Consider the following 12336-nt stretch of genomic DNA (forward strand, 5'->3'; position numbering starts at 1 on the left):
GGGCGCTGACACGGGCACCGAGGCGGACACCGGCGCCACGCCGAAGGATTCTCAACCAAATGTCGGAACCGACAGGTACACCGACAGACGGTGCCGTCCAGCAGCACGACCTGCCCGCCATCCTTGGCGAGCTTGTTCAAGGCGCGATCCAGGCGCGGGGCGCGCGCCGCGAGCAGTTTGACGACCTCGCATACCCAGCGGTGCACGGTGAAGGCCGACACTGCATTACCGGCCGCCATGTCGGCTAGCCGCTGGTCGTGGCGGTGCACCGCGAGCACGATGAACGCGATCTTTCCGGGTGGGAGTTTGCGCCAGCGTGACCCGATCGCCGTTGGGTGGGGCCATTCGTCGTTCCTGAAATCACGTGTCGCCCGGTCATGGCTCCGGCCCTGGCTTGCGGGCCCCGCGGGTGTCTCCGAGTTCAGGGGATCGTGGCGGGCCGTGGTGGGCCGCGTGCGCAAACCTTGTGGGTTCACGGGCCGGCTGACGTTGTGGGACGGCGCCGGCCTACGGGGAGGTCGGGGCGCTCCATCCCGTGCGGGCGCGCAGTTGGGCGACGCTCTGGTCGACGGGCGCGGCCTCGTCTGCGGGGTCGGCGTGCGACTGGTCGGCGGGCACGGCGTTGAGCGCCTCCGGCGGTCCGGTCAAAACGGCACATCCGTAGGTCGCGGAATCCTCCAGCCCCTGTTTGGCCGGGTTGCAGCGGCGGGATCTGGCAGGCTGCCCGGCATGGCCCCCCCAAGGTCCGGATCAGCCGGTATGAGCACTCCATCGCGATCAAGTGGGACGGCGATGAGAACTGGTACCGCATCGAGCCCGACGACATGGCCTACGGCGAGTTCGGCAAGCGCTGCCGCGGCGGCCCGGGTGAAGACCGCTTCAGCCCGGATGAGGAATGGATCGACCCGTTCGCCGACCCGCGGCCCGATATCCGCCGCTGGACCGGGCCGCTGCTGTCGCTCAAGGCCCGTCACGGCTGGCTCGGCTCGCCCGACTGACCAGGAGGGAGGGGGCGGATCACTGCGGGGTGGGGTGACGAACGCGCTGAGCAGATGCCGGACGACTGACCGCCGACGCCGACGCCGACCGGACACGTAGCCGGCGGGCGGACCTTCACCCGCAGCGACCCTGCTATCACGTACATGAGCGATCATGAAGGCGCGCCGAGCAGGCGATCGCCTCCGGTTCTGCCTGCTCGGCCCGGCGTCTGCGGCCTGTGGACCAGCCGGCCGAGCTCAGCGAGCTGGGCCTGGTGAGCCCGTGGCGCCTATGCTCCGGCTCTACTTCCCCGCCCGCCCCCTGGCGGCCGGCAGGATCGCCGACCGCCAGGGGGCGGGAGTCGGTGGAGAATGCCTGGCCGGCTCGGCCCCGTCAGCCCGCGGCCTTCCCGCCGCAGAACACCTCCTTGAGGAGCCTGTCCACCAGCTTCGGGTACAGCGCTGCCGGGTCGACTGCGGCGTCCCCGGTGGTCATCGAGGCGGTCAGGGTCTTCTTTCCGTCGGGCGAGCTGTACATCAGCGCCCCGTAGCCCTCCGGAGGGCTGCCGTTGTGCTGGAAGACGGTGCCGCCGCAGTTCGGGCCCAGGTCCTGTACGAACAGCCCAAGGCCGTAGCCGAGCTTCCCGTACGGCTTGCGCATCTCGGCCAGCAGCGGAGCCGGCAGGAGCTTGCCGCCCATCAGCGCGGAGATGAACGTCTGGAGGTCTTGGGTGGTCGAGATCAGTGCGCCGGCGCCGGCCAGTAGCGAGGGGTTCTGGCGGGAGACGTCGACCACCTTCCACTGGCCGGCGTCCTGGTAGCGGAAGTAGCCGTGGGCGTGCGGCCCGGGCAGCTGCGTCCGGTCGCCCGGCACCACGGTGTTCCGCATCCCGAGCGGCCGCAGGATCCGCCGCTTCATCTCCTGGGCGTAGGAGCGGCCGGTGACCTTCTCGATCAGCAGCAAGGCCAGCGTGTAGTTGGTGTTGGCGTAGTCCTGGTCCGTCCCCGGCGCGAACTTCGGCGGCTTGGACAGCGCCAGCCGTACCAGCTCCTCCGGCTGGTAGCTGTGGAACCGGTTGTCCAGCCACTCTTTGCCCTTGCCGGGGATCCCCGGCACGTACTTCCCGTCGTAGAAGTCGCCGGTGTAGTTGAACAACCCGGTGGTGTGCTGCAACATCATCCGCACGGTGATCCGCCGGTCCAGCCCGAGCTTGGGCAGGTAGCCGGCCACCGGGGCGTCCAGCCCGATCTTGCCTTCGGCCACCAGTTGAAGCACCAGGGTCGCGGTGAGGGGCTTGATGGCGCTGCCCGTCCAGAACCGCCCGTTCGTCGGCGGCTTGGCGCTCTGGCCGAGCTTGCGCACCCCGGCGCTGCCGACCCACTCGCCCCGCTCATCGTGCACACGCAGCTGCAGCCCGGCGAGACCGAGATCGACGATCTCCTGGATGGCCTTCTGCAGCTCCGGGCGATCCTGCCCGGCAGCGGCCTCCGACACGGCCGCGCTGCTGTCGGCTGTGGCCACCGCGGGTGTGGCCGCCCCGGCCAGCAGCGCGGCCGCCAGCGCCGGCACCGCCACGCGCCGGAAGATCTTGCCGAGGATGACCGGGCGCCGGTGCACGCTGTCGGTGCGCGCTCTGGTCGCCGTGATCGCTGATGGGGATTGGGTTTTCATGGTTCCTCGTCTCCGGTGTCGCGCTCGGGCGAAGATCTCGCCGAGCGATTCGGGGTCGATAGGGGGTGGGGCGGGGTGGTTGGCAGGCGGCTGCGCGCCCATCAGCTCGCGCACCAGGAAGTCCCAGGCGCGCTTGCGGACGTAAAGCAGACAGTCGATGAATTGGTGCTCGGCCCCGGGCACGATGAGCAGTTCGACATCCTCATCGGCGGCGATGAGCCGGGCGACCAGCCGCAGCGTGTGGTCCGGGTGGATCTGGTCGTCCATGCCGGCGGGCGTCGGCCAGGTGAGCGAGCCGGCGTGGCCGCCCTGTCCGGGCTCGCCCTCTTCCCTGACCCGGTACGCCGCCGCGTCATGGGGGTCCGGACAGGACCCCGGTGACCGGCTGCTTCCACGCGGGTCGGCATGCCGTCAAGCGGCGTCGAGGGCTGCGGTGATCTTGCGGGCCATCTCGGCCATGGTGGGGCTGGGCTCGCCCTTCTGGGGCCGGGCGGCTGCTTCGATGGCGACGACGACGGTACTGCGGAAGTTGTCGGCCTCGGCCGGAGCCTGCTGCTTGAGCAGGCTCATGGACGCCGTCAGGGCCGGCAGCACCTGGTCGGCCAGGGCGGCTGTGGACTTTCCCCACTTCACGCCCTTGGGGGCCTTGGCGAGCACGTGTCCGACCAGACCGGTCGCGGAGGTCAGGGCGATGGAGCCGTGGGTGGCGACCTTGTGGGCCGAGTCGGCGATACCGGCGGCGGACATCAGCGAGACGGCGCCCCACGCGGCAGTGCGCAGGGTGAGCTTGTCCTGGTCGGTAAGGGTGATGGACATAGTCGTGTGTTCCTTTGAATCTGTTATGAAATCCGATTGAGCGGACGGATGGTGGCATGCGGTCCTGTTGGTGCCCGGGGCATCTGGATTGCTCGGGTCGGGTCGCCCGAGGCGATCTCACCCGGCCTTGAGGCCGCAGTCGCTGAACCGTTCATGGCATCCACGATCGCCGACCGCTCTGATACCGGGCTGTTGCCGTCCTGACGCGGCCGCTGACACGACACCGCATGGTCGACGGCGAGCGCGAGGGCCGGTCAGCTGGGGCGGGGGCTCCGGTGATCTTGCGGGCCATCTCAGAGGGGTGGGACCGCCACCGTCAGCACCCCGTTGTCGATCACCAGGGGGTCCGGCCCGCATGGGGGGCCACCGGAATACGGTGGCTGAAACTCCTCACCCCAACCACATGATCCGAACTCTGAACAGCTCCTAAAAGATTGTCGCCCTGAAGAAGCGTGGCCGGTAGATTTTCGGGTCGCGGTAGTGGTCGGCGTCCGGCTGGACGCGGTTGTCCATGCTGTTGACGTTGTAGGAGATCAGCAGCGACCCCTCAGTGCTCTGCTCGTAGTGCACGTGCGGGTTGTAGGAGATGATGTCGGGGTCGAGATAGCTGCCGAGGAGGCCGGGTTCGGGCATGCGGTAGACGCTGGTCTTGTTGGTGAAGCCGTCGAACGGATCACACGAGGTGAAGGCGTTGATCTGGCCGCTGAAGGCCTCCGTGCTGTCCTGGCTGATCAGCAGGAACTGCCCTTCCACGGCGTCACGCTGTACTCGTTGGTGATGCCGGCCAGGGTGTCGGCGGCGTGGTCCTCCACCTCCGTCCAGCCCCAGATTCGGTGGCGTTCTCATCGGCCAGGGTGCTCCGCCATATATCGACGTCGGGGTCCTTGTAGCCCATCGCCTCCATCAGCGGCTGCGGGGGGCCAGGCGGTCGATGGCGGTGGCGATCCGAATCAGCAGGTGGATCCAGCCGTCGCTATCGCGCGAGGGCGCGCAGAAGGTGAGTTCGGTGCCGTCGTGGATACGTAAACCGCCGTACGCCCACGTCCTGTCGGTGCCACGCGAATACTCCAGCCGGTCTTTGATCCGGTGCCCGACGGGTGACCAGGCGGGCGCGGGCGGGAAGGTGCGCGGGGTCACCGGCCCCAGTTCGTCGGCGCAGATCACCGTGGTGCCTGGCGGCGGCCGGGTGTAGAGGCCGATGACCTCGGCTTTTATGGGGCGAAGTCCGGATCGGTGGAGGTGGTCCACAAGCGGGTGCGCCGCCAGCGCGCCTGTTCGGTACCCATGATCCGGCGCACCTGAGAGCGGTGGATGTCGATGCCCGCCGCGCGGGGCGTGCCGCGCTCCAGCCGGCTTACGGATCTTGCGTTCCTCGTCGGCGTCCAGCGCCGGGCGCGCGAACGGCAGCTTCGGCATGATGGCCCCCTTGGAAGCATCACTCCCCCAGCTCAGCTGGTATCCACACCCCTCAATGAGGAACGCAGCACCAGGTTTCTCGAGCGCGTGTGGTGTTCATACGAGGGCGGCCACTGCGCGCAGCGTGACGCCCATGCCCACGAGCAGGACGAGCGTGGCGGTCATGGCGGCGCTGTACGGGCGCAACCGCCGCATCCGCCCTGCCAGGGTGAGGTCGCCCAGCCTGCGCAGGGCGAGCGCCGTGATCAGCAGCGTTATCGCCATGCCGAGTCCGTAGCACACCACGGTCAGGACACCGAACGCGGTGCGTCCAAGTGCCATCGCACCGAGCAGGACCACCAGGGCGGACGGGCTGGGCACCAGCCCACCGGCTACCGCCAGCGCCACGACCCCACCCGACCACCTCTCGTGCCCGTGTCCGTGTCCGTGTCCGTGTCCGTGGTGGGGCCGGTTACGGAAGGCGGAGCGGAGCAGGCCGGCGCCGATCACGGCGATGAGGAGCCCGCTGGCCACGCCGAGCCAGCCCAGCACCACCTCACCGGTGATCGCGCTGGCGACCGTGATCAGCCCCCCCAGGGTCAGCACGCCCGCCGTGTGGGTGGTGGTGACCGTGGCCGCGACGGTGACGGCGTCCCGCAGCCTACCTCGCCGTCCGGCGAGGTAGGCGGCCATAACGGTCTTGCCGTGGCCGGGCATCGCCGCGTGCACGGCCCCCAGCACCAGCGACAAGAGCAGGGCCAGCAGCCCGAGTGGCACGGTCAGCCGGTCGGCGCCGATCAGAGTGTCGAGCCGGTCGGCCAGCAGGCCAGTGTGGCGGGTGACGGCGTCCATGCCCGGCACGTCCGCCGGCGCGGTGGAGCCGCCATCGCCCGGCTCCACCGTCAGGCGCGCCCGGCGTACGTCGAGCGGTGAGCTGAGCAGGTCGGCGGGGTAGTCGCGTAGCTCGCCGGACACGCTGTCTGCGGGGACGGTGGAGTCGCGCAGGCGCACGCCGTGCCCCTTGGCCGTGATCTCCCGCCAGCCCATGGCGTCGCCGTGGTAGGTGTTGGCGAAGGTGAGGGCGAGCGGCCGGTCGACGCGCAAGGACGCGGTCAGACGGCACGTGAGCCTGCTGGTGCGCAGTCCGGCGGCGCCCGGCTGGTAGACGAAAGAGGCGGTGGTGACACGCCAGGTCAGCGGCCGTCCCCCGGCCTGCGAGCGGACGGCGTCACGCAACTCGGCGCAGGCGCGAGAGGCGTGGGTGTCCGCGGGGCCGGTCGGCGGTTGTTGCAGGGTGGGGATCTCGGCGAGGTCCACGATGGCGAGGTGCTCGATCCTGTCGCGGTGGATCGTCAGCCCGTCGTAGTGGTTGATGCTGAAGTTGCCCAGTGGATGCGCGGCCAGCACCACGGCGGCGGCGAGTGCTGTGATCATGGCGTCTCTGCCAGCAGGGCCCGAGCCCGCGCTGCCCCGGCCGGTGAGAAGTGCGGGTTGATGGACATCGCCCTGGTGAGGTGGGCGCGAGCGGCGGCGGTGTGCCCGAGCGCGTGCTCGATCTCGCCCCGGTGGTAGGCGAACAGTGCGTTGCGCCCGCCGAGCGCGTCGGCGCGGGCGGTGTAGGCGGCGGCCTCGGTATGGTGGCCTGCTTGGTGCAGTGCCCAGCCGAGCGCGTCGGCGACCTCGACGCTTTGGCGCCGTTTCCACTCCGCTCGCAGGTGCCGGACCGCGGTGTCCGCGTCGCCGTGGTTTGCCTCGAACGTGCCCATGGCCAGGTTGTCGGTGTCTCCGTTCGCGGCCAGCAGCTTGTGCTGGGCGGTGAAGACGGCGTACTGCCGCCTGGCTCCGTCTCCGTCGCCGAGGTGATGGAGCAACTCTCCATATTCGATGACGAATGACGGGGAGCGGGCGACGGCGGTGGCGTAGTCGCGCAGGGCCTGGTCGGTGTGGCCGAGCGCGGCCTCCGCGCGAGCCTTGCCCGCGCGTGCGGACGCGTGTTCGGGGTCGGCGGCCAGCGCCTGGGTGTAGGCGGTGAGTGCGGTGCGAGGGTCGCCGTTGTTCCAGGCAAGCTCGCCGAGTTGCCATTGGCAGAAGGCGTACTCGGCGGGATCGCCGGGGATCACGCAGGCGCGGTGTAGCAGGTCGCGGGCGGGGCCGGGCCTGCCGTGCAGGTGTTCCAGGCGGGCGGCTCTGGTGAAGGAGGCGAGGTCGGGGTGGCCGTCGAGCATGCGGCGCAGCGTGGTCTCGGCCTGTTCGTAGTGGCCGAGTTCGAGGTGGGCGTCAGTGAGCACGCCGTACAGGGCCCAGCGGAACGGCGCGGCCTCGCGGGCGCGTTCGGCCCAGCGGAGCGCGCCGGCGAAGTCGTGCCGGGCGTTGGCCAGGGCGCCCATGCCGATCGTGGCGTCGATGTACGGCTCCCCGTCGCCGGTCGGCTGGCGTAGTGAACGTTCGAACGCGCCTTGGGCCCTTTGGTAGTAGGCGGTGTCTGTGGTGCGGCGGGCCTGCTCCAGGTACATGTTGCCGAGGCTCGCCCAGACCGCCGCATCGTCGGGGTGACGGCGCAGGCGCAGTTGGGCGGCCTCGATCGATTCGGCCAGGTCGTACGGTGACCAGCCTGCCGGTACGGGAGGCGGCTCGTCCCGGCGCAGGAGTCCTTCGGGGGCGTACAGGGTCAGCAGGACGCAGCCCAGCAGCACGCATCCCAGCAGGGGCAGCAATCGCCGTACGCGACTCATCTGATCGGATGTCCTCGGTGGTGGGTCAGCCGGTGGCGGTGACGGGCAGCGCCAGGTAGGGGAAGCTGCCGGTGATGGGCTTGAGCAGGAACGCGGGGTTGTCCTCGGCGATGAGGCCCGGCGCGCCCCGGCCCGCGGGTTCGCCCAGGAGCATCCGCAGGTTGACGGTCACGACGTCGTCGATGAGGCGGCGACCGTTGGGGTAGCCCTGGGCGTCGCCCTTGAGGATGCCGTACTTGTCGGGTGCGGTGGCGAGGGGTGTGCTCATGTTGAGCCGCAGTTCTTCCGCCTTGGCGACGCCCGGGGTGTCCTGGTTGAGCAGGTGGGAGTTGAGGTCCTGCTTGATCGGCCCGTCCGCCCGCGTGGTGAGACCGGTGAGGTAGATCTGCTCCAGGTCCTTGCGCGGGGCCGGCGGCGCCGTGACGCCGGCCTGTTGGGCGACGACCTTGGCCTGGTCGGGGTCGAGCGTGGCCGGTACGACGAGGTTGCCGCTCTCGTCCCCGTCCGGTCGCAGGGTGTTGAAGTGGTCGCGCTGCTTGAGCGGGATGATCACTTCGTTGAAGTTGGGGTTGCCCAGCCGGGAGACCTGCTTGTAGTCGGCCGAGCCGGAGCCGAGCAGGCCGCTCGACTTGCGGGAGGCGGTGGTCCAGACGCCGATGACCGGGTTGCGGGCCGGGTCGCCGCCGAGCGCCAGCTCCGACTTGGGAAGTTGCAGGGCCAGGGAGCTGACGTTCAGCGGTACGCCGGTCTTGACCGGGAAGAACGGGAGCCCGAACCTGAGCAGGTTGACGGCGTGGTTGTCGGAGTAGAACGGGTCGGCGGCGGTGCCGGTGAACACCTTGCCCCCACCGGGCAGGTCGACGACGGCCTTGTGGCGCAGTGCCGGGTAGTTGGGAGTGGCCAGGGCGCCCATGTCGGTGGGGGCGGCGTACCCGTTGCGGACCAGGGTCTCCGACTTGCCGTCGCGCAGCCTGGTCAGCGTGTAGCTTTGCTCGACCAGAGAGTCCAGCGGGCCGGCCTTGTGCTCGCGCTTGCGGACGAAGGAGGGCACTGGCAGGCCCTTGTTGGCGAAGGTCCATCGGTAGGTGACGGCGGCCTTGCCGGTGCCGGTGTTGTCGATGTGCACCTCATAGCGGGCGTCGGTGTCGAACTGGTACGGCTTGTGCGGCGCCTGGAAAGGGATGTAGTTGGCCACGATCGTGACCGTGTCCTGCCGTTCCGGGCTGGTGAAGGCGTACAGGTCGGTGGCGTCGATCTGCTTGTTGAGGGTGGTGGCGGGGGCGTCCCAGTGGCTGGTCGCCGTGCTCGGACGCATCGTGGGACCGAGGAGCACCGTGGCCGTCAGGACGGCGATGGAGGCGCCGGCGATCCACGTCCACCGGCTCCGAGCGCTGGTCAGTTGCATCTGTCTCTCGATTCGCGAGTACCGGGCCGTGCCCGCGGGCACGGCCCGGTGAAGCTCAGGTCAGGGGGCGTCGCCTACGGCACGTACTGGACGACAGCGTCGAGGTTGGCCAGGTAGTCGCCGTCGTTCAGCGGGATGCCGGTCAGGTCCCTGACCGTCCGGCTGAGGTACGCGCTGGTGTAGAAGGGCCAGCGCTTGGGCCCGATCCCGCCTTCGAGCGGACGGGGTGTGGGCACGTTCAGGGCGAACTCGTGCAGCTTGTACGTGGCCACAAGCTGCTCACCCTGAGGCTGCCCGTCGATCTCCACCTGGGCGTGTGCCCCGTCGGGGCGCAGGTAGATGTCGTGGATGGCGGCCGTGTGCCCGCTCTTGACGTCATTGAAGACGAAGCCGCCGGGATAGTAGACGCCGTTGCATGGATCGATGTGGTCCCGCTTCCATCCGATGGGCATGTAGATGCCCTTGTTGCCGGGCTTGGCCTCGATGGGGGCGATGCCCTCCACCTGTACGCCGCGCTCGTCGAGGAGTCGGACGATGTCGGGGCCGAAGTCGAAGTTTGCGTGTCCCTTCGGGCCGAAGTACGGGAACTGGAAACAAGAAGCGCTGGGCGGCTGAATGGACGGAGCTCCGGGGGGCGGCGGGAATGGGCCGGCATGGGCGGCGGATACCGGCGCAGCCGCGAATATCGCGGCGCCGATCGCGAGTGTTCGACCGATCCGAACAAGAGCATGCACAGTTATCGACCTTCCATTGAAAGGAGGCGCAAGAGTGACTCTGACCTGCGATTACATGCTCAAAGTAGTGATCAACTGACGCTCTGTAAACAGGACTCCAGGAGCCTGAAGAAAAAAATCGCATTCTGAATTCGGGTATGCGAAATGGACCTGCGGCGCGGTAACGGCGAAAGGGGAACCACAGGAAATATTGCTGGCGATCCATGGGATGCGGGCACCCTGTCGCACGGAGCGCTCCGCGGCGTTCGCCTAGAAGAGGCCGCCCGGCACGGGGAGCCCGGAGCCGCCACCCTGACCTCGAACAGCGTCACTCACCACCTTCAGCCCGAGCATGCCGAGGGAGGCGCCCGACGGGACGGGCCGGCTCGGCGGGCCCTGCCACGCGATGTCCAGGTCGGCCCAGTGCATGCCACCGAGGAAGGCCGTGCCGAGTTCCTTGTTGAGGTCCGCCGACCAGCCCCGGTCCATGGACAGGATGACCTTGAGCGGGCCGACGCCGCCATTGTGCGGGACGAAGTTGCCCGGAGTCAGAGCCTGCGGGACGCTGAAGTTGACCATGGTCAGTTCGCCGCCGGGGCGCGGCTGCCCATTGACAGTCGGGGTGGCGAGGAACTTGCTGTCACTCATGGCTGCGAACAGCACCCAGAAGGTGTTGATCTCGTACGTCACACCCGTCTTGTCGTTGATGAAGCGGAACCCGCCGGGGTAGCAGACCCGGCCGCTGGGCGTCTCGATGTTGTCGTACCGTTCGCCGATGGGCATTCGGACGGCCGCGCCGCCGTCGATCATCTCGATCGGATCCACTGCCTGGAACCTGATTCCGGCCCTCTCCAGCTCGTTGAGGAACTCGGTGGAGAAGGTGGCCTTCGCGCTGCCGTCCTTGGACAGATAGCTGCCGATCTGCCCCTCGGCGAGGCAGCCGCGGGCGGGCGGGACGGCGGCCAGGGTGGGCTGTGTGGACAACAGGGCGGTGGCCAGGGCGGTGCCGCCGGCGGCCAGGGCCGCACGGTTCAGGCGCATGCTGTGCTCTCCTTCGAGGGACCGGGGCGTTCGCCCTATGATTACACACAGTAGTCCTAGCACCACATGAAGCTGTCGCCGCTGGAAGCGAGCGTTGATCGTGACGGCACCGGCAGCACAGGGCATCGCCTCGGCGGCGGTGCAGCACATCGACGCCTACGCGTGCAGCCCAACGTGTTCAACACTGAGGTGATCTCGTCGGCGCGGCCGCGCAGCTCGGCGACCACGCTGGTCATGAAGCGGTTGACTGCGGCGGAGATGAAGCCGCCTCGGACTCCGCACGACTTCCGGCGCTCGACCCTCAGCCTTTGCACGCTCTTGTGGGCTCCGCGCCTGATCAACTGGTCGGCCAGAAAGCCGGACCACCGCTCGACCAGGTCGATCCACGACGAACCGGTAGGGGTGAAGCGCATATGGAAGCGCCGATGGCGGGCCGGCCACGCCTTGATCGCCGGAGTCTTGTGCGTGCCGTAGGTGTCGCAGATCAGATGCACCTCCAGGCGGATCCCCGCGTTTGCCCTCGGCGGCCGGCAGACCATAGGCCTCGACCTGCTCGCGGGTGAGCAGCAGCCGCTCGACGCGAGCCCAGCAGCCCCCGTCCTGACTGTCAGCGATCGTCTAATTGAGCCGGGCAATGATCAGGGAATTGATCCACCTGTAGTCACCGGCCCGTTCGGAGTCGATGCCGAATATCTGCCGCTGTGACGGCATTTCCCATGGTTCGGCGCTGTGCTTGGGGCTTCGATTGCCTCGGCTTAGCCAGGAGGGATGAGAAGGTAAATCGTTGCCGTGCGGCCGACGAAGGAGGTCGTGCGGCGTCGATCGCCCCCAGCCCTGTCCAGAGCTGTGCCATCGCAGGGCGATCGTCGGGCGGTGCTTGGCGTGGAGAAGGGGGTCAGAGAGATTTGGAACGGAATCCGACGATAGCGGGGTTCTCCCAGGTCAGTGAACCCCTACCGTTGCGGTCTTCCGGACGGTGCACTACATCCACGCCGCCTCCAGCACCAGCACCAGCACCAGAGTCGACATCGAGACCATGCCGCTGGCCAAGCTCGACACCCCAGGCATGCAAGCCCACAGCAGCCTGCTCATCCCCCGCCTGGACGCCCCTGCACGGATCGACTTCGGACTACCCCTGGCCGGCTGAGAAGACCTGCAGGTCCTTGACCCCGCCCGTCCCCCCCCGGCAGGGGCGATATGCCACCGAGCGCGTCCGGCGCTTGGCGCTCGTGGCGGCCGACAGGGGGTGCCGGGACGAGAATGGTGCGCAGGCAGCTGGCTGAGCGCGTGTTCGGCCGAGCGCTCACGATTCTGCGAGCCGGAAGTGCGGAATCGGCCCGCGCACCCGATCGCCTTGTGAGGCAGGATGGGAAGGGTGACGATCATGCCTTCCGGCCGCCCTCCGCGGCCGCCCGCGCCGCCCCTTTTCTGGAAGGTCTCCCTGACGGGCGCGGCGGTCTCCCTCGTGCTGGCGGTCTATGCGGCGCTCATGGACAACGTGCAGGCCATGACCGCCCTGGCCACGGCCGCCGCCGGGTTCGCCGTTTTCTTTATCCGGGCCTACCTCCGGGCGCGGCGCTGAGAG

The 12336-nt window shown here is 68.9% G+C and carries 14 protein-coding genes; 3 read left to right on the top strand and 11 right to left on the bottom strand.

What is annotated here, in order from left to right; translation table 11 throughout:
* Nucleotides 1-507 precede the first annotated feature (507 nt).
* Nucleotides 508-648, bottom strand: coding sequence for a hypothetical protein (locus SROS_RS51095; RefSeq protein WP_169369350.1), 141 nt, complete (start codon nucleotides 646-648; stop codon nucleotides 508-510).
* Nucleotides 649-824: 176 nt separating this feature from the next.
* Here SROS_RS51095 and SROS_RS51100 point away from each other — a divergent pair, with 176 nt between their 5' ends.
* Nucleotides 825-998, top strand: a complete 174-nt coding sequence (locus SROS_RS51100) for a hypothetical protein (protein ID WP_012891335.1) — start codon at nucleotides 825-827, stop codon at nucleotides 996-998.
* Between the two features lie 373 nt (nucleotides 999-1371).
* Here the strand turns inward: SROS_RS51100 and SROS_RS23130 are convergent, their stop codons facing one another.
* From SROS_RS23130 to SROS_RS54480, 10 genes are all read right to left on the bottom strand, one after another.
* A complete protein-coding gene (locus SROS_RS23130; RefSeq protein ID WP_012891336.1) occupies nucleotides 1372-2916 on the bottom strand; it encodes a serine hydrolase in 1545 nt (514 codons plus the stop codon).
* A 144-nt stretch (nucleotides 2917-3060) separates the two neighbouring features.
* Nucleotides 3061-3465, bottom strand: a complete 405-nt coding sequence (locus SROS_RS23135) for a hypothetical protein (RefSeq protein WP_012891337.1) — start codon at nucleotides 3463-3465, stop codon at nucleotides 3061-3063.
* 426 nt (nucleotides 3466-3891) lie between these two features.
* The gene (locus SROS_RS23140) at nucleotides 3892-4218 is read right to left on the bottom strand and encodes a hypothetical protein (RefSeq protein WP_012891338.1); all 327 of its coding nucleotides are present in this window, start codon (nucleotides 4216-4218) and stop codon (nucleotides 3892-3894) included.
* Between the two features lie 150 nt (nucleotides 4219-4368).
* Nucleotides 4369-4881: a hypothetical protein gene (locus SROS_RS53120; protein ID WP_012891339.1), complete on the bottom strand. Its 513-nt coding sequence runs from the start codon at nucleotides 4879-4881 to the stop codon at nucleotides 4369-4371.
* A gap of 96 nt (nucleotides 4882-4977) precedes the next feature.
* Entirely contained in the window at nucleotides 4978-6294 is a 1317-nt protein-coding gene (locus tag SROS_RS23150; protein WP_012891340.1) for a high-affinity nickel-transporter, read from the bottom strand.
* Nucleotides 6291-7592 (bottom strand): tetratricopeptide repeat protein, encoded by a 1302-nt coding sequence (locus SROS_RS23155; RefSeq protein ID WP_012891341.1) that lies wholly within the window; start codon nucleotides 7590-7592, stop codon nucleotides 6291-6293. The genes SROS_RS23150 and SROS_RS23155 overlap by 4 nt, the downstream gene beginning before the upstream one ends.
* A gap of 25 nt (nucleotides 7593-7617) precedes the next feature.
* Nucleotides 7618-8997, bottom strand: a complete 1380-nt coding sequence (locus tag SROS_RS23160; protein ID WP_012891342.1) for a DUF4331 domain-containing protein — start codon at nucleotides 8995-8997, stop codon at nucleotides 7618-7620.
* A 74-nt stretch (nucleotides 8998-9071) separates the two neighbouring features.
* Complete coding sequence (locus SROS_RS23165; RefSeq protein ID WP_012891343.1) at nucleotides 9072-9500, bottom strand: hypothetical protein; 429 nt, start codon at nucleotides 9498-9500, stop codon at nucleotides 9072-9074.
* Nucleotides 9501-9980: 480 nt separating this feature from the next.
* Nucleotides 9981-10751 carry a hypothetical protein gene (locus SROS_RS23170; RefSeq protein ID WP_012891344.1) on the bottom strand — a complete coding sequence of 257 codons (771 nt, stop codon included), beginning with the start codon at nucleotides 10749-10751 and terminating at the stop codon, nucleotides 9981-9983.
* A gap of 56 nt (nucleotides 10752-10807) precedes the next feature.
* Nucleotides 10808-11245: a hypothetical protein gene (locus tag SROS_RS54480; protein WP_425358617.1), complete on the bottom strand. Its 438-nt coding sequence runs from the start codon at nucleotides 11243-11245 to the stop codon at nucleotides 10808-10810.
* Nucleotides 11246-11727: 482 nt separating this feature from the next.
* Here SROS_RS54480 and SROS_RS51110 point away from each other — a divergent pair, with 482 nt between their 5' ends.
* A complete protein-coding gene (locus SROS_RS51110; protein WP_012891346.1) occupies nucleotides 11728-11898 on the top strand; it encodes a hypothetical protein in 171 nt (56 codons plus the stop codon).
* Between the two features lie 228 nt (nucleotides 11899-12126).
* Nucleotides 12127-12333 carry a hypothetical protein gene (locus SROS_RS23180; protein WP_043652731.1) on the top strand — a complete coding sequence of 69 codons (207 nt, stop codon included), beginning with the start codon at nucleotides 12127-12129 and terminating at the stop codon, nucleotides 12331-12333.
* Nucleotides 12334-12336 lie beyond the last annotated feature (3 nt).

Source organism: Streptosporangium roseum DSM 43021, assembly GCF_000024865.1.
Lineage (GTDB): Bacteria > Actinomycetota > Actinomycetes > Streptosporangiales > Streptosporangiaceae > Streptosporangium > Streptosporangium roseum.

Bases quoted from the DNA above. Each gene is read 5' to 3' on its own strand.
- SROS_RS23135 (WP_012891337.1), bottom strand. From the start codon at position 3,465: ATGTCCATCACCCTTACCGACCAGGACAAGCTCACCCTGCGCACTGCC.
- SROS_RS23155 (WP_012891341.1), bottom strand. From the start codon at position 7,592: ATGAGTCGCGTACGGCGATTGCTGCCCCTGCTGGGATGCGTGCTGCTG.
- SROS_RS23150 (WP_012891340.1), bottom strand. From the start codon at position 6,294: ATGATCACAGCACTCGCCGCCGCCGTGGTGCTGGCCGCGCATCCACTG.
- SROS_RS23130 (WP_012891336.1), bottom strand. From the start codon at position 2,916: ATGGACGACCAGATCCACCCGGACCACACGCTGCGGCTGGTCGCCCGG.
- SROS_RS53120 (WP_012891339.1), bottom strand. From the start codon at position 4,881: ATGCCGAAGCTGCCGTTCGCGCGCCCGGCGCTGGACGCCGACGAGGAA.
- SROS_RS23170 (WP_012891344.1), bottom strand. From the start codon at position 10,751: ATGCGCCTGAACCGTGCGGCCCTGGCCGCCGGCGGCACCGCCCTGGCC.
- SROS_RS23160 (WP_012891342.1), bottom strand. From the start codon at position 8,997: ATGCAACTGACCAGCGCTCGGAGCCGGTGGACGTGGATCGCCGGCGCC.
- SROS_RS51100 (WP_012891335.1), top strand. From the start codon at position 825: ATGGCCTACGGCGAGTTCGGCAAGCGCTGCCGCGGCGGCCCGGGTGAA.